Below are 19,225 nucleotides of genomic sequence, written 5' to 3' on the forward strand. Positions count from 1 at the left end.
CACGGTCACGACCTGCCGAGTTCGCGGTGGATGAAGTCGAAGAGCTCGTCGTCGCTGGCGGATTCGAGCTGCTCGGCGGCACTCTGCTGCTGTGTCCCGCCGAGCTTCGTCAGCAGGGTCTGCAACCTCGCGGTGACAGTCCTTGCCGTGGCCTCGCCGACCGCGCTGACGCTTGTCTCGAGCTGTTCCACCAGGTTGAGCAGGTGTTCCTCACCGCCTGACGTCTCGGTGCCCAGCCCGGCCAACAGGACCTTCGCGAGTTCCTTGGGCGTGGGGTGGTCGTAGACGGCGGTGGCGGACAAGCGGATACCTGTCGCCGCAGTGAGCTGGTTGCGGAGTTTGACCGCGCCCAGCGAGTCGAAGCCCATGTCGCGGAACGGCTGGCCGCCCGTGATGGCGTCGAGTCCACTGTGGCCCAGCACGGCCGCGGTCTGGGCGCGGACCAGGTCGAGTACGTGGGTCTCGCGTTCGTACTCGCTCAGCCCGGCCAGTTTCGTCTGCAGTGCCGAGGAATCCGGTTCGACCTCGTCCGGCGTCGCGCCGCGTTCCACGAGCTCGTCCAGCAGCGGCCGGGGCCGGGCAGCGGCGAAGACCGGGGCGAACGTGGCCCAGTCGATGTCGGCGACCGCGAGTTCCGTCTCCCGGTCCGCGAGCGCCCTGCCGAGCAGGGCGAACGCGGTTTCGGGCGCCATCATCCGGAATCCGCGGCGGCGCAGGTCCTGTTCGGCGGCCTCGTCCGGCACCATGTCGCTGCCGCGCCAGGGGCCGAGCGAGACCGAGATCGCGGTGTCACCCCGTTCGACGCGTTGACGGACAAGGGCGTCCAGCCCGGCGTTGCCCGCTGCTCGAACGGCCTGACCGGCGCCGTCCCACACGCCTCCACTGGAGGAGAACACGATGAACGCGTCCAACGGGGTTCCCGTGCACAGCGCGTCGAGGTTGCGCAGGGAAGCCGTACTGCCGTCGATGGCCGAGGTGAACGCGTCCGCGTCGATCCGTTCCACCGCGGTCGGCTCGGGGTAGCCGCTGAGGTACACGGCCGTGCCGACCGGCTCGGGCAGGTCGGCGACCAGCGCGGCGAGGGCGTCCCGGTCGGCGGAGCCGCAAGTGGACCGGATCAGCAACGCCCCCGAGGATGTCCGGTGTTCCCCTGTTTCGGCGCAGTCGGTGATCACGACCCGGGTGGCTCCGGCGGCGGCGAGCCAGTCCGCGAGGTGCGTGCCGAGCGCCTGGTCTCCGCCGACGATCAGCGCTGTTCCCGTGGTCTTCCAGTCCCGCGCGGCCGTTGTCGCAGCAGGCGCGCGGACGAGCCTGCATGCGAGCACACGGCCGTCGCGAACGGCCAACTGGTCCTCGCCGCCGCCGTGGGCCAACAGTTCGGGCAGCACGGAGAACGCCGACTCGTCGGGCAGGTCCACCAGGCCACCCCACCGGTGCGGGTGTTCCCAGCCGAGGACACGGCCGAGTCCCCACAGCTGTGCGTGATCGACGTCCATGGCGCTACCGGAGGTCACTATCCACAGTGGCGCGTCGATGCCCGCGTCGCCCAACGCCTGGGCCAGTTCCACCGTGGCGGCCGCCCCGCGCGTACCGAAAGCGAGCAGGGAGACGACACCGGCGACGTCACCAGCTGCTTCGAGTGCTGCCCGGTCACCGGCCTGGACCGTGATCACCTTGGCGCCTGCGGCTTCGAGGATGAGGCCGATGTCGCCGTCTCCGCCGACCAGGAGCCAGGTTCCGGTGAGCGGACGGGATGCCCGCGGCGGCAACGTGCGCCATGCCAGCCGGTATCGCAGTGCGTCGAGCGGAGAGGCGACGAGCTTCGGCGTGGGCTCAGGCCAGAACCGCTTCCGCGTGAACTGGTAGGTCGGCAACGGGATCGAGCGCGCCGCGTCGCCGAACACCCGGCGGAAGTCCGGTTTTCCGCCGCGCACGTGCAGTTCGGCGAGTGACGTGAGGAACCGCTCGAAGCCGCCGTCGTCGCGCTGCAGGCTGCCGACCACCACGGCAGGCCGCTCACCGAGGTCGATCGAATCCTGGATCGAGGCGGCGAGCACCGGGTGCGGGCTCACGTCGACGAACCGGTCGAACCCCTCGGCCAGCAGCGCACTCGTGCTCTGCGCGAACTGCACAGGTTCCCGCAGGTTGCGGTACCAGTACTCCGGGCCGAGGTCCTCCCCGCCCAGCCAGCCCACAGTCACAGTGGAGAAGAACGGTATCTCTGTCGCCTGCGGCCGGATCCCGGTGAGGGACGGGACGAAGACGTCACGGATCTGCTCGACGTGCCAGGAATGCGCGGCGAAGTTGACCGGAATCCGCTTCACCCGGATGTCCTCCGCGCGCAGTTCGTCGGCGAACTCGGCCAGCGCGGCGGGATCGCCCGCGACCACAACGGCACCCGGGCCGTTGATCGTGGCGATCGAGATCACGTGCTCACGGCCGCGCAGTCGTTTGACCACAGTGGACTCCGACAGGGCGATCGAGTACACCGCTCCCGCGCCGTCGATCGCTGTCAACGCGCGGGCACGCAAGGCGCTGACCTTGGCCGCGTCTGCCAAGCTGAGCGCACCGGCCACGCACGCGGCCGCGACCTCGCCCTGCGAGTGGCCGACGACCGCGGCCGGGTGAATGCCGTGCGCCTGCCACAGCGCGGCCAGCGACACCATCACCGCGAACAGCACGGGCTGCACCACGTCGACATGGTCCAGATCTGGCGCGCCCGCGGTGCCGCGGAGCACCTCGGTCACCGACCAGTCGACGTACGGCGCCAGCGCGCGTTCGCAGTCGGCCATGCGTTCGGCGAACGGCGGCGCGGAATCCAGCAGATCCACCGCCATGCCCGCCCACTGCGAGCCCTGGCCGGGGAAGACGAACACGACGTCGCCCGAGGTGTCCGCCACCCCGCGCACAAGCCCTGGTGCGGGGGCGTCGGCGGCCAGCGCTGACAAACCGGTCAGGAGGGCGTCCCGGTCCGTGCCGATGATCGCGGCGCGGTGTTCCAGCGCGGACCGGCCAGTCGCCAGGGTGAAGCCGATGTCGGCGACGTCGGCCGTCTCGGCGCTCAGCCACGCGTGCAGGGACGATGCCTGCGCACACAGGGCGTCCCGGGACTTGGCCGAAACCAGCCACGGCACCGCTCCATCCACAGTGGATCCATGTTCGGTCGTGGTTGACACCGGAGCCTGCTCGAGAATGGTGTGCGCGTTGGTCCCGCTGACCCCGAACGACGACACCGCCGCCCGCCGTGGCCGATCGTTCACCGGCCAACCGCGCTGCTCGGTCAGCAGCCGCACCTGTCCCGATCCCCATGCGACGTGCGGGGTGGGCTCGTCGACGTGCAGAGTCTGGGGAAGCACTCCGACACGCAGCGCCTGCACCATCTTGATGATCCCGGCGAGCCCGGCCGCCGCCTGCGTGTGCCCGATGTTGGACTTGACCGACCCCAGCCACAACGGTTCCCCGCCCGCGCGCTCCTGGCCGTAGGTCGCGAGCAGTGCCTGCGCCTCGATCGGGTCGCCGAGCGTGGTGCCCGTGCCGTGGGCCTCCACGGCGTCGATCTGGTCCGCGGACAGCCGCGCGTTCTCGAGTGCCGCACGGATCACCCGCTGCTGCGAGGGCCCGTTCGGCGCGGTGATCCCGTTGCTCGCGCCGTCGGAGTTGATCGCGGAGCCACGCACCACGGCCAGCACCGGGTGTCCGAGCCGTTCGGCGTCGGACAGTCGCTCCACCAGGAGCATGCCCGCGCCTTCCGACCAGCCGGTCCCGTCCGCCGCCGCGGCGAACGCCTTGCACCGGCCGTCCGGCGCCAACCCGCGCTGACGGCTGAACTCCAGGAACGCGTTCGGCGTGGCCATCACCGTGGCCGCCCCGACGAGAGCGAGCGCGCATTCGTTACGTCGCAGCGCCTCCACCGCCCAGTGCAGTGCGACCAGCGACGATGAGCACGCGGTGTCGAGGCTGACCGACGGCCCTTCCAACCCGAACACATAGGACAGTCGGCCGGACACCATGCTCGCCGCGTTGCCGGTTCCGACGTAGCCCGCCAGGTCTTCCTTCGAGCCCGCGGCCAGTTCCACGTAGTCCTGGCCGTTCGTGCCGACGAAGACACCGGTCCGGCTGCCCACGAGCGAGTCGGCCGCGATGCCCGCGCGTTCGAACACCTCCCACGCTGTTTCCAGCAACAGTCGCTGCTGCGGGTCCAGCGCGAGGGCTTCACGTGGCGGGATGCCGAAGAAACCGGGGTCGAACTCGGTGGCGTCGACGAACCCGCCGGACGCGGTGTAGCTGGTGCCGGGGTTGTCCGGGTCCGGGTGGTAGAGCGCGTCCAGGTCCCAGCCGCGGTCGGCCGGGAAGGAGCCGATGGCGTCCGTGCCGGACTCGACCAGCCGCCACAGGTCCTCCGGCGACCGCACCCCACCGGGGAACCGGCAGCTCATGGCCACGATCGCCACCGGTTCCGGGTTCTCGAACGCGCGCAGGCGCCGCTGTGCCTGCCGCAGTTCGCCGGTGGCCCATTTCAGGCTTTCGAGCAGCTTTTCGTCAGTTGCCACGAGTGCGCTTCCTTGTTCGGTGGCTGAGGTCTTCGGGCCAGGGGTCTTCGGGGGTGTCAGTCCTTGCCGAATTCCTGTTTGAGGATGTCGAGGATGTCGTCGGCGCTCGCCGATTCGATGTCGCTGTCGCCCTGTTCGCGGTGCCGTTCGGTCCACACCGTGAGCATCGACCGCAGCCGGGCGGCCACCTGGTCCGGATCGACGACCGCACTGTCCACAGCGGACATCGCGGTCTCCAGCCGATCCAGCTCGGCGAGCACCGATCCGCCGCCGACCGGCTCGTCCGGCCCGAAGAGCTCGTCGTGCAGGTACGCCACCAACGCCTTGGGCGTCGGGTAGTCGAAGATCATCGTCGTCGGCAACTCGACCCCGCACGCCTTGTCCATGCGGTTGCGGAACTCCACCGCCCCGAGCGAGTCGAACCCGAGTTCGCTGAACGCCCGGTCCGGCCCGACCGTCTCAGGCCCGTCGTGACCGAGTGTCGCTGCCGCGTGCGTGCGCACCAGATCAAGCAGGAGACGTTCGCGCTCGGCCGCGGACGCACTCCCGAGCCGGGCGATCAGGTCCGGTTCGGCCGCCACCGACTGCGCGGTAGTGGCGTTCAGCGCCTTGACCTGTGGCAGTTCGTCGTACAGCCCGTTGTCTCCCACCGCGCCCATGGTCGGCAGGAACCGCGCCCAGTCGATGTCGGCGACAGTGACCGTGACGTCGCCCCGGCCGAGCGCGCGACCCAGCGCGGACATCGCCTTGGCCGGGTCGAGCGTGTTCATCCCGCCCGCACGCAACCGGCTCTGCACATCGCCACGGGCGGCCATGCCGTCGGTCCACGGCCCCCACGAGATCGTGGTCGCGGCCAAGCCGTCCGCACGGCGTTGCTCGGCCAGCGCGTCCAGGAACGCGTTGGCGGCGGCGTAGTTCGCCTGCCCGGCGCTGCCGAAGGTGGCCGCGATGGACGAGTACATCACGAACGCCGACAGCCCGTGGTCCTTCGTCAACTCGTGCAGGTGCCAGGCCGCCACGGACTTGGCCCGCAGCACGGCTGCCACCCGTTCCGGGGTGAGCGAGTCCAGCACGCCGTCGTCGAGCACGCCCGCCGCGTGCACAACACCGGTCAGCGGGTACTCGGCCGGAATCCCGGCCAGCAACGCGGCCACCGAGTCACGATCGGACACGTCGCACGCGGCGACGGACACCAGCATGCCCGTCTTCGCCAATCTGGCCACGAGTTCGCCCACCCCGGGGGCGTCCTGGCCGCGCCGACTCGCCAGCAGCACGTGTTCGGTGCCGCGTTCGACGAGCCAGTCACCGAGATACCCGGCCAGCGCACCGGTGCCGCCGGTGACGAGCACGGTCCCGCTGAGGGAGAACTCGGCACCGCCGTCGGCCGGAGCAGGCACCAGGCGCCGCACGTAGGTCCCGGCCGTACGGATCGCGACCTCGCCTTCGGTGGTGTCCGCGACCGCACTGGTGAGCGCGGCCAGCGCCCGCGCGGTGGGGTTGGCGGGCAGGTCGATCAGTCCACCCCATTGGTTCGGGTACTCGATCGCGACGCTGCGTCCGACGCCCCAGACCTCGGCCTGAGTCAGGTTCTCGACGCGGTCGTCCGCGTCGACCGAGACCGCCCCGGCGGTGACCATCCACAACGGAGCCCGTATCCCCGCGTCCACCAACGCCTGTACCGCCACCACCGACAACACCGCGTCCGGCAGGAACGACACCACGCCGGTGATCGTCCGCTGCTGCACCGCCGTGGTGATGGCCTCGGCTGTGGTTCGCCGGTCGGTCGTGACTGTCACCGTGGTCGCGCCGACCTGTTCAGCCCACTCGGCGCCGTCGCCGGTGTGCAGGACGAGCCAGTCGCCCGTGAGCGTGGCACTGCTTGAGGTGGTACGGCGCCAGACGGCGTGGTACGCCCATCCGTCCACGACAGACGTTTCCTTGCGGCGCTGACGCCACTGTGTCAGCGCGGGCAGAACCACATCCAGCGCCGCACTGTCCACACCGAGCACGTCCGACAACGAGGTGCCGTCGCCGTTCTCAAGGACGTCCCAAAGCCTGGAATCCACACCGTCACCAGCGGCAACGGAACCTGTGCCGTCCAGCCAGTAGTGCTGCCGCTGGAACGCGTACGTGGGCAGGTCGACCCGGTTCGGCTTGTAGGGCGCGAAGAACGCAACCCAATCCACGGTCACGCCGTGGGTGTGCAAACGCGCCAACGCCTGCACAAGTTCAGTCTCAGTGTCACGCCCCCGACGCAGGGTCGGGATGAAGGCGACGTTGTCCGGTCCCATCGCCGACAACACCGCATCCGGCCCGATCTCCAGAACAGTGTTCACACCGAGGTTCGCCACGGCATCAGCGAACCGAACCGGCTCGCGAACCTGCCGTACCCAATAGCCCGGGTCGCCCCACTCACTCGTGACCGCCGCACCAGTAACGGTCGAAACACCGCGGAGACTCGGTGTCCCCCACTCGATACCCGAGATCGCCTCAGCGAACTCGCCCAACATCGGCTCCATCAACGCCGAATGGAACGCATGACTCACCCGCAACCTACGAGTCTTCACATCCAACACGGCGACAACCTGGTCAACCGCAGACTCAAGACCCGACAACACCACCGAAGCCGGACCGTTCACCGCAGCGATCGACACGCCCTCGACCAGAAGTGGGGCAACTGTGTCCTCGCTGGCGGCAACAGCGACCATCACGCCACCCTCAGGCAACGCCTGCATCAACTTCGCCCTGGCCGACACCAACGAACACGCGCCTTCCAGAGAGAGAACCCCAGCGACATGAGCCGCAGCGATCTCACCAACCGAGTGACCCGCAACCACCTCAGCCTTGAGACCCCACGCCTGCAACTGCCGCCACAAAGCCACCTCGACCATGAACAGCACCCGCTGCGCGATCCCCGTGGGATCAACGACCGCATCCGGGTCAGTCACCACCGACGGCTCCAGGCCCATCAGGGCACAGATCTCGTCCACAGCCTCGGTGAACACCTCGAACCGGCCATACAACCCCGCAGCCATCCCAGCCCACTGAGCACCCTGACCGGTAAACACCACACCGACCCGACCAGACCCACCCACCACATCAACCGTCGTCAGGCCCGCCAGCAGATCCTCACACGTAGGCCCTACAACAGCGGCCCTCTGATCCATGGCCACACGCGAAGTCGCTAGCGAGTAGGCCACATCCACCGCGGACAACTCAGGGCGGTCCTCCACAAACGACCGCAGCCGTAGAGCCTGCGACAGCACCGCCTCCGGGCTCTTGCCCGACAACACCCACGGCACGACAGCGGAAACCTGCGTCTCCACCGCGGCTGTCACCGGAGGCTGCTCGATGATCACGTGAGCGTTCGTGCCACTGAACCCGAACGACGACACACCCGCCCGGCGAGGACGGCCGTCGGTGTCCCAGGCGCGCTGCTCAGTCAGCAACCGCACCGCACCGCTCGCCCAGTCCACGTGCGGTGTCGGCTCGTCGACGTGCAAGGTCCTCGGCAGGACGCCGTGGCGCATGGCCTGCACCATCTTGATCACACCGCCGACACCCGCGGCGGCCTGCGCGTGCCCGATGTTCGACTTCAACGACCCCAGCCACAGCGGTTCGCCGCGGTCCTGGCCGTAGGTCGCCAGCAGTGCCTGTGCCTCGATCGGATCACCCAGGGTGGTGCCCGTGCCGTGGGCTTCGACCGCGTCCACTTCGGAGGGAGCGATACCGGCGTTCGCCAACGCCTGCATGATCACCCGCTGCTGCGACGGTCCGTTCGGCGCCGTCAGACCATTCGACGCGCCGTCCTGGTTGATCGCCGAACCCCGTACCACCGCAAGGATCGGGTGCCCCAGCCGCTGAGCATCCGACAGCCGCTCCACCAGCAGCATGCCCACACCCTCACCCCAGCCGGTGCCATCGGCAGCGGCCGAGAACGCCTTGCACCGGCCATCAGCCGACAGACCACGCTGACGACTGAAGTCCACAAACGTGTGTGGTGTGGCCATGACCGTCACACCACCGGCCAGCGCCAGGCTGCACTCGCCCTGCCGCAGAGCCTGCACCGCCAGATGCAACGCGACCAGCGACGAGGAACACGCCGTGTCGACCGTGACCGCTGGGCCTTCGAACCCGAAGGTGTACGACACCCGGCCCGACACCACACTGCTCGAACTGCCGGTGCCGAGGTACCCCTCGAACTCCTCGGGGACTTCGCTCAACCGGGTCCCGTAGTCGTGGTACGCGACACCGGTGAACACACCGGTCCGGCTCCCCCGAATCGACGCCGGGTCTATCCCCGCACGCTCCAACGCCTCCCACGAGGTCTCCAGCAACAGCCGCTGCTGCGGGTCCATCGCGGTGGCCTCCCGCGGGCTGATCCCGAAGAACTCCGCGTCGAACTCCGCCGCCTCGTGCAGGAATCCGCCATGCCGCGTGTACGACGTCCCCGCACGCGACAGCTCCGGGTCATACAGGTTCTCGACGTCCCAGCCGCGGTCGGTCGGAAACATCGAGATCGCATCCGTCCCGGACGCCACCAGATCCCACAGACCCTCAGGCGAGAACACCCCACCCGGGTAACGGCACGCCATCCCCACGATCACCACCGGCTCGTCGAGCACGGCGGCGGTGACCGGGACTTCCGTCGCCTGCCGGGCTTCACCCAGCAACTGTCCGGCGAGCATTTCGACGAGCGCTTCGGGTGTCGGGTAGTCGAAAACCAGCGTGGCGGGCAACTGCAGCCCGGTCGAAACCCACATCTGGTTGCGGAACTCCACCGCGGACAGTGACGTGAAGCCCAAGTCCGTGAACGGCCTGGTGAACGAGATACCGGCGCCGTCACGGTGTCCGAGGACCCGCGCGATGCTCGTACGAACGAGGTCCGCCAGTAGGCGGCCTCGCTCAGTCTCATCGGCGTCACGCAACTGCCGCGCAAGCTGATCACGAGTAGCCGTTGTCAGCCCGCGCACCGCCTCAACCGCATCCGGCAGCTCATTGAACACCTTGTGCGCGTTCGCTGCGGTGAACTGCGCCACGAACCGCGACCAGTCCACATCGGCAACAGTGACCGTGGCTTCCTTACGGTCAAGCGCCTGACCCAATGCTGGCAACACCTGCTCGGCGGGCAGCGTGTTCATGCCACTTTCACGCAACCGAGCCCGCACAGCATCGTCACCTGTGTCGGCCCACGGGCCCCACGCGATCGACGTCCCCGGCAGCCCGTCAGCCCGGCGCTGCTGCATCAACGCATCCAGGAACGCGCTCGCCGCGGCGTAGTTCGCCTGCCCCGCACTCCCGAAAGTCGCCGCCGTCGACGAGAACACCACGAACGCGGACAGGTCGAGGTCCCGGGTCAACTCGTGCAGGTCCCACGCCGGACGGGCCTTGACCTGCAACACGGCCTCGACCTGTTCCGCAGTCAACGACTGCAGCACACCGTCATCCACGCCGTCCGCCGCATGCACCACAGCGGACACCGGCGACTCTGCCGGAACTGTCGTCAACGCCGCAACGATCGCGTCCCGGTCACAGGGATCTTCGATCACCACGAAGTGCTCAGCACCCCGGTCCGACAGCCAGTCCCGTAGCGCGTCGTCCAGCACACCTGTTACCACAACCGTGCCGCTGCAGGACCATTCCAGCTCGTTCGCCTTGGCTGAGGCCGGAACCAGACGCCGCGTGTACACGCCCGAGTCCCGAAGCGCGACCTCACACTCCGATCCCGCCACGAGCACGGTCGTGAGCAGGCTCCAAACCCGTTCCGAAGCCCCAACCGGCAGGTCGATCAACCCGCCCCAGTGGTTCGGGTGCTCGAGTGCGACCGTGCGTCCGACGCCCCAGACCTCGGCCTGAGTCAGGTTCTCGATCCGCTCACCAGCGTCGACCGACACAGCGCCGGTGGTGACCATCCACATCGGAGCCCGCACACCCGCGTCCATCAACGCCTGCACCGCCAGCACTGACAACGGGGCATTGGGCAGGAACGACACCACGCCGGTGATCGTCCGCTCACCCACTGCCGAGCTGATCGCCTCTGCCGTCGCCTGGCGGTCCGCGGTCACGGTCACGGCGGTCGCGCCGACCTGCTCGGCCCACGTCACACCGCCACCGGTGTGCAGGACGAGCCAGTCGCCCGCGAGCACAGTGCTGCTGGTAAGCATATTGGCCGGTCGCCACACGGAGTGGTAGGCCAATCGGTCCACAACGGAGGTTTCTTTGCGGCGCTGACGCCACTGGCTCAACGCGGGAAGAACCACATCCAGTGCAGCACTGTCCACACCGAGCATGTCCGACAAAGACTCGCCGTCACCGTTCTCGAGGACCTCCCACAGGCCCGAGTCCACACCGTCACCGGCGGCAACCGGAGCCGCAGCCTCCAGCCAGTAGTGCTGGCGCTGGAACGCGTAGGTCGGCAGCTCGACCAGCATCGGGTGGAACGGCGCGAAGAACGCCTCCCAGTCCACGGTCACCCCGTGGGTGTGCAGCCGCGCCAACGCCTGGACCAGGTCGATCTCGGTGTCACGGTTGCGCCGCAAGGTCGGCATGCAGACGACGTCGTCGGAGACGCTGTCCGGTCCCATCGCCGACAACACCGCGTCCGGCCCGATCTCCAGGACCACGCCAGTGTCAAGAGCCTTGACAGCATCAGCAAACCGCACCGGCTCACGAACCTGACGCACCCAATAACCCGGGTCGCTCCACTCATCCGTGACCACCGCACCGGTCACCGTGGAAACCCCAGCGAGACACGGTATCCCGAACTCGATACCCGAAATCGCGTCAGCGAAGTCCGCCAACATCGGCTCCATCAACGCCGAATGGAACGCATGACTCACCCGCAACCTGCGAGTCTTCACACCTTGATCCGCCAGAGCACTGGCAACCCGGTCCACAACAGACTCAATGCCAGAAAGCACCACCGAGGCCGGGCCGTTGATCGCCGCGATCGACACACCCTCCACCAACAGCGGAGTAACAGTGTCCTCACCGGCAGCGACAGCGACCATCGCGCCACCCTCAGGCAACGCCTGCATCAACCGAGCCCGCGCAGACACCAACACACACGCATCCTCAAGCGACAAAACCCCAGCCACATGAGCAGCCGCGATCTCACCCACCGAATGCCCCGCGACAACCTCAACCTTCAAACCCCAAGCCTGCAACTGCCGCCACAAAGCCACTTCGACCATGAACAACACCCGCTGCGCGACCCCGGTCGGATCGACCACCGCATCCGGATCAGTCACCACCGACGGCTCCAGGCCCATCAGGGCACAGATCTCGTCCACAGCCTCCGTGAACACCGCAAACCGGCCATACAACCCAGCAGCCATCCCAGCCCACTGCGCACCCTGGCCCGTGAACACCACACCAACCCGGCCAGAACCACCGACCACGTCCATGGAGGCCAAGCCAAACAGAAGCTCCTCACGCGTAGGGCCTACAACAGCGGCCCTCTGATCCATGGCCACACGCGAAGTCGCTAGCGAATAGGCCACATCCACCACGGACAACTCAGGGCGGTCCTCCACAAACGACCGCAACCGCAGAGCCTGCGACAACACAGCTTCCGGACTCTTGCCCGACAACACCCACGGCACCACACCGGCAACAACCGGTTCAGCAACCGCCGCCGACGACACCTCCGGCGCCTGCTCCAGGATCACGTGCGCGTTCGTGCCACTGAACCCGAACGACGACACACCCGCCCGACGCGGACGACCCGACTCCCAGACCCGCGCACCGGTCAGCAACTCGATGTTGCCTTCAGCCCAGTCCACATGCGGCGTCGGCTCATCGACATGCAACGTCTGCGGCAACACGCCATGCCGCATCGCCTGCACCATCTTGATCACACCAGCCACACCAGCCGCAGCCTGCGTATGACCGATGTTCGACTTGATCGACCCCAACCACAACGGCTCAGTACGATCCCGGCCGTAGGTGGCCAACAAGGCCTGTGCTTCGATCGGGTCACCCAAGGTGGTGCCCGTTCCATGTGCTTCGACAACGTCCACTTCAGACGCCGAGACACCCGCGTTCGCCAGGGCTTGCCGGATCACCCGCTGCTGCGACGGACCATTCGGCGCCGTCAAACCATTCGACGCACCATCCTGATTGATCGCCGAACCCCGCACCACCGCCAAAACCCGATGCCCCAACCGCTGAGCATCCGACAACCGCTCCACCAGCAGCATGCCGACACCCTCACCCCAACCAGTCCCATCCGCGGCACCAGCGAACGCCTTGCACCGGCCGTCGGCGGCCAAACCGCGCTGACGGCTGAACTCGATGAAGGTGTCGGGCGCGGCCATGACCGTCACACCACCGGCCAACGCCAGACTGCACTCACCACTACGCAGAGACTGGACCGCCCAGTGCAACGCCACCAACGACGACGAACACGCCGTATCCACCGTCACCGCAGGACCCTCGAACCCGAACGTGTAGGAAACACGGCCCGAAGCGACACCGCCGGACGTGCCGGTGCCGAGGTACCCTTCGACCTCCTCGGGCACGTCGTTGAGCCGCGTTCCGTAGTCGTGGTAGATCATCCCGGCGAACACACCGGTGTCGGAGCCACGGAGGGTCGTGGGGTCGATACCGGCGTGTTCGATGCTTTCCCACGCGGTTTCCAGCAACAGCCGCTGCTGTGGGTCCATGGCGATGGCTTCCCGCGGGCTGATCCCGAAGAAGTCCGGGTCGAAGTGCGCCGCGTCGTGCAGGAATCCGCCATGCCGCGTGTACGACGTTCCCGGCCGTGAGGCTTCCGGGTCGTAGAGGTTCTCGAGGTCCCAGCCGCGGTCCGACGGGAAGCCGCTCATCGCGTCGGTGCCCGAGACCAGCAGGTTCCACAGGTCGTCCGGCGTGTTCACCCCACCGGGGAACCGGCAGGCCATTCCGACGATCGCGATGGGTTCGTCACTGAACCCGGCAGTCACGACCGCGTCGGGCGCGACAGGGGCCACGGCGACACCGAGTTCGGAGCGCAGGTGGGTGACCAGGGCAATCGGGGTCGGGTAGTCGAACACCAACGTCGCCGGTAGCCGTACGCCTGCCACCGCGGCAACGCGGTTGCGCAACTCGACCGCGGTCAACGAATCGAACCCGAGCTCCTTGAACAGGCTGCTCGGATCCACCGTCGCCGACGCGGCATAGCCCAGCACCCCGGCCACCTCGGCGAGGACCAGGTCCATCAGCAACTGCTGCTGCCCCTGCTCGTCAAGCCCAGCCAACCGCTGCGGCAACGTCACCTCGTCGGTCCCGGCCTGGGCGATCCGCCGTTGCGGCGTACGCACCAACCCGCGCAGCAAGGCCGGAACCCCGCCCTGGTCCCGCAACACCGAGGGGTCCAGGTGGATCAACGCGAGTTCAGCGTCAGGCGAGGCCATACCCAGGTCGAAGAGGGCCATGCCTTCCTCGTCGGTGATGGCACGGCCGGTGCGGGCCAGGCGGCGCACGTCGCCTTCGTCGAGCGCGTCGCCCATGCCGCTCTGCCACAAACCCCACGCCATCGAGGTTCCGGGCAGGCCCTGCGCGGTCCGGTGAGCGGCAAGGGTGTCGAGGAACGTGTTCGCCGCCGCGTAGTTGGCCTGTCCGGCGTTGCCGAACATCCCCGCTGCGGAGGAGAACAGCACGAACTGAGCCAGGTCGTCCTGTGCGGTCAGCTCATGCAGGTTCCACGCACCGTCGACCTTCGGCCGCAGCACCTTTTCCACCTGGTCAGGCGTCAACGACTCCAGTACGCCATCGGCCACCACGCCTGCGGTGTGGATCACGGCGGTCAACGGGTGCGCCGGATCCACCATTCCCAACGCGCCAACCAGCTGACCACGATCAGCCACGTCACATGCCACGACCGTGACCGAGGCGCCCAGGCCTGCCAACTCCGACCGCAATTCGTCGGCGCCGGGCGCGTCACCACCACGACGGCTCACCAACAACAAGTGCCGAGCGTGATGTTCGATGACCATGTGACGGGCCACCAACCCGCCCAGGGTGCCCGACGCGCCCGTGATCAACACCGTGCCCTGCGGATCGATGCTCTGCCCGCGTGTCAGCACGACCTTGCCCACGTGCCGAGCCTGCGAGACGTACCGCAGCGCCTGCGACACCTGGGCCATGTCCCACACCGTCAGCGGCAACGGCCGCAGCGCGCCCGACTCGAACAAGTCCCGCAGCGCCCCAAGCATTTCCTGGATACGGTCTGGGCCTGCCTCGATCAGGTCGAACGACCGGTACCGAACTCCCGGGTGCGCCGCCGCGACTTGACCCGGTTCCCGGATGTCGGTCTTGCCCATCTCGATGAACCGGCCACCGCCCGGCAGCAGCCGCAGCGAGGCGTCCACGAACTCACGCGCCAACGAGTCCAGCACGACGTCCACGCCACGACCACCGGTCGCAGCGAGGAACTGCTGCTCGAAGGCGAGATCACGGGACGACGCGACCCGCTCCGGAGCGATCCCGGCGTCCCGCAACACATACTGCTTGGCCTGGCTCGCCGTGGCGAAGACTTCCGCGCCCAGGAACCCGGCGATCTGGGTCGCGGCCATCCCCACACCACCGGCAGCCGCGTGGATCAGCACGGACTCACCCGCGGCAAGCCCCGCCAAGTCCACCAACGCGTAGTACGCCGTCAAGAACACCAACGGAGTGGCGGCCGCCTCCGCGAACGACCAGCCGCGCGGCACTCCCACCAACATGCGGGCGTCCACCACCGCCTCGGGTGCGAACGCCCCCTCCAGCAAACCCATGACGCGATCGCCCACGGCCAGCCCAGTCACACCCGGCCCGACCTCGAGCACCACACCCGCGCCCTCGTAACCCATCCGGCCCGCGTCGCCCGGGTACATCCCCAACACGTTCAGCGCGTCCCGGAAGTTCACACCGGCGGCACGAACCGAGATCCGAACCTGGCCCCATAGCAGGTCGTCAACGGCCTGACCGACGACGCCCACGCCCTCCAGTGAGCCCTGATCCACCACGTCCAGACGCCATCCCTGCCTGTCGCCGGGCAGAGTCGTAATGTCCGTGGCTGCCCTGGGCGTGAGGCGGGCGGCGTGCAGGACGCCGTCGCGCAGGACGAGCTGCGGCTCACCCGTGGCAACGATCTCGGCTAGATCGATGTCCACGTCGGGAATGTCGGTGTCGAGCAGGACGAACCGGTCCGGGTTCTCCGACTGGGCCGACCGCACGAGACCCCACACACTCGAGCCCGCGAGGTCGACCACCCGGTCACCGTCCAGCGCGGCGACCGAACCGGACGTGGTCACGACCAGCACACCTTCGCCGGAGCGCAGCCACTCCTGCAGCACGTCCAGCATCCACAGTGTCCTGGCGTGCACGGACTCCGCCATGTCGGCCGAACCTGGAACGCCGGTAGCGCGCAGCAACGTGGCCGCGACCTCGCTGCCAGCGACAACAGTCGGCACAGGGGTCCACTCGACGGTGAACACGGATTCCGTGCCGACCGGAGTGTGCAGGGACTCGGTGTCGATCACGCGTGTGACCAGCGTATCCACTGTGGCCAGTTCCGCGCCTGTGCTGTCAGCCAGCAGCAGAGCGCCGTCGGCCCGCGCGTGGACTCGCAGCCTGGACGCGCCACTGGCCTTCAACGCGACCCCGTTCCAGGAGAACGGCAACGCGGGGCCCGCGTCGTCGGCTTCGCCCGCCCGCAGGATCAAGGTGTGCAGGGCGGCGTCGAAGAGGGCCGGATGAATGCCGAAGGCACGCGCGCCCGCACTGACGGAATCATCAAGGGCGACCTCCGCGAAGAGATCGTCGCCGCGACGCCATGCAGCCTGGACGCCTTGGAACACCGGACCGTATGCGAGCCCGTCCGCGGCGAGGCCTTCGTAGAAGCCGTCCAGCGAGACCGGCACGGCCCCGGCAGGCGGCCACTCGGTCAACCCCGCGCCCGCGTCCGCACTGCCGCTGGTCAGGGCGCCGGTGGCGTGGTGGGTCCACTCCTGCTGAACGCTGTCTTCCGGCCGTGAGTACACGTCGACACCGCGACGGCCGGTCGGGTCAGGCTCGCCGACGATGACCTGCAAGTGCACCGCGCCGGAGTCGGACAGAGCAAGCGGGGCCTGCAGGGTCAACTCCTCGACCAGGTCACACCCGACCTCATCGCCAGCCCGCACCGCCATCTCAACGAACGCGGTCCCCGGCAACAACACAACACCGGCGACCACGTGATCCCCGAGCCAGGACTGCTCACGCAACGAAACCCGACCGGAGAGCACCACCCGGTCCGACTCCGCCGAAGCCATCACCGCACCCAACAACGGATGCTCCACCGCGCCCATACCCAAGCCCGACGCGTCACCACGCGACGGCATCACCGACGGCCAGAACCTCTGTCGCTGGAATGCGTACGTCGGCAGGTCAACCCGAACCGGACCGTAAGGCGCGAAGAAAGCCGCCCAGTCCACGGCCACGCCATAGGTGTGCAAACGCGCCAACGCCCGCACAAGCTCAACCTCGGTGTCACGCCCCCGGCGTAACGTCGGTATGAACACCACGTCGTCGGAGACGTTGTCCGGACCCATCGCCGACAACACCGCGTCCGGCCCGATCTCCAAAACCGTACTCGCGCTGGTGGCCAGAGTCGTGATGGCATCCGCGAACCGGACAGGCTCCCTGACCTGATTCACCCAGTAGCCCGGGTCACGCCACTCACCTGTGATCGCCGCACCGGTCACCGTCGAAACCCCGTTGAGACTCGGTGTTCCGAACTCGATCCCCGAGATCGCGTGAGCGAAGTCCGCCAGCATCGGCTCCATCAACGCCGAGTGGAACGCATGACTGACACGCAACTCGCGAGTCTTCACGCCCTGTTCCGTCAGAGCCCCGGCGACCTGGTTGACTGCGGCCTCCAGGCCGGACAACACGACTGAGGCCGGGCCATTCACTGCGGCAATCGAGACACCGTCCACCAGCAACGGGGTCACGGTGTCCTCGCTCGCGGCCACCGACACCATCGCGCCGCCCTCGGGCAACGCCTGCATCAACCGAGCCCGCGCAGAGACAAGCGCACACGCGTTCTCAAGGGACAAAACCCCAGCGACATGGGCAGCGGCGATCTCACCCACCGAATGCCCCGCCACCGCTTCGGCCTGCAAACCCCAAGCCTGCAACTGGCGCCACAACGCCACCTCAACCATGAACAACACCCGCTGCGCAGTCCCAGTCGGATCCACGACCGCAGTCGAGTCAGTGACGACAGTGGGATCGAGGCCCATCAGACCGCAGATCTCGTCCACGGTTTCGGTGAACACCGGGAACCGGCCATACAGGCCAGCAGCCATCCCAGCCCACTGCGCACCCTGACCGGTGAACACCACACCAACCCGGCCAGACCCACCAACCACATCAACGGAGTCCAACCCAGCCAACAGCTCATCCCGGGAACTGCCCACGACAGCTGCACGATGGGCGAACGCGGAGCGGCTGGTCAACAGCGAGTGAGCCACATCGACTGCGGAGACCGACACATCGTCGGTGAGCAGTGCCTTCAGCTTGACGGCCTGGGCCCGCACCGCTTCCGGGCTCTTGCCCGACAGCACCCACGGCACAACCCCGGTGGCAACCGCCGTCTGCACCGCCGGACCATCCGGCGCCTGTTCAAGGATGACGTGAGCGTTCGTGCCACTGATGCCGAACGACGACACACCAGCCCGACGCGGACGGCCGTCGGTCTCCCAAGCACGCGGCTCGGTGAGCAGTTCGACGTTGCCTTCGGTCCAGTCGACGTGTGGTGTGGGCTCGTCGACGTGGAGGGTCCTCGGCAGGCTGCCGTGGCGCATGGCCTGCACCATCTTGATCACACCAGCGACACCGGCCGCGGCTTGGGTGTGTCCGATGTTGGACTTGATCGACCCGAGCCACAGCGGTTCTGCGCGTTCCTGGCCGTAGGTGGCCAGCAGAGCCTGCGCCTCGATCGGGTCACCGAGGACCGTGCCAGTGCCGTGCGCCTCCACAACGTCCACTTCGGACGCGGCAACACCGGCATTGGCCAGGGCCTGGCGGATGACCCGCTGCTGCGACGGGCCATTCGGCGCGGTGAGCCCGTTCGAAGCGCCGTCCTGGTTGATCGCCGAACCTCGTACCACCGCGAGGATCGGGTGCCCCAGCCGCTGAGCATCCGACAGCCGCTCAACCAGCAGCATGCCGACGCCCTCGCCCCAGCCGGTGCCGTCGGCGGTGCTGGAGAAAGCCTTACAACGGCCGTCGGCGGACAACCCGCGCTGACGGCTGAAGTCCACGAACGTGTCCGGAGTGGCCATGACGGTGACGCCACCGGCCAACGCCAGACTGCACTCGCCCTGCCGCAACGCTTGCGCCGCCAGGTGCAGCGCGACCAGCGACGAGGAACACGCTGTGTCGACCGTGACCGCTGGGCCTTCGAACCCGAAGGTGTAGGAAACACGGCCGGAAGCGATGCTGCCGCCGGTCCCCATGAATCCTTCGACCTGCTCGACCGAGTTCTCCACAACCGAGGCATAGTCGTGATACATCACCCCAGCAAAAACACCAGTCTTGCTGCCCCGCACCAACCTCGGGTCAATCCCGGCGTTCTCAAGAGCCTCCCATGAGGTCTCCAACAACAACCGATGCTGCGGATCCATCGCCACCGCCTCACGCGGCGAAATCCCAAAAAACCCCGGATC

At 68.0% G+C, this 19,225-nt stretch carries 1 protein-coding gene and 1 pseudogene; both read right to left on the reverse strand.

The window, feature by feature from the left end:
* Positions 1–5: 5 nt before the first annotated feature.
* Positions 6–4,535: pseudogene (locus tag ALI144C_RS17230) on the reverse strand (beta-ketoacyl synthase N-terminal-like domain-containing protein); the annotation flags it as partial.
* 71 nt (positions 4,536–4,606) lie between these two features.
* On the reverse strand, positions 4,607–19,225 hold a 14,619-nt coding region (locus ALI144C_RS57525), incomplete at its 5' end, for a type I polyketide synthase (protein ID WP_269086681.1).

It is taken from the genome of Actinosynnema sp. ALI-1.44 (assembly GCF_001984155.1).
GTDB lineage: Bacteria > Actinomycetota > Actinomycetes > Mycobacteriales > Pseudonocardiaceae > Kibdelosporangium.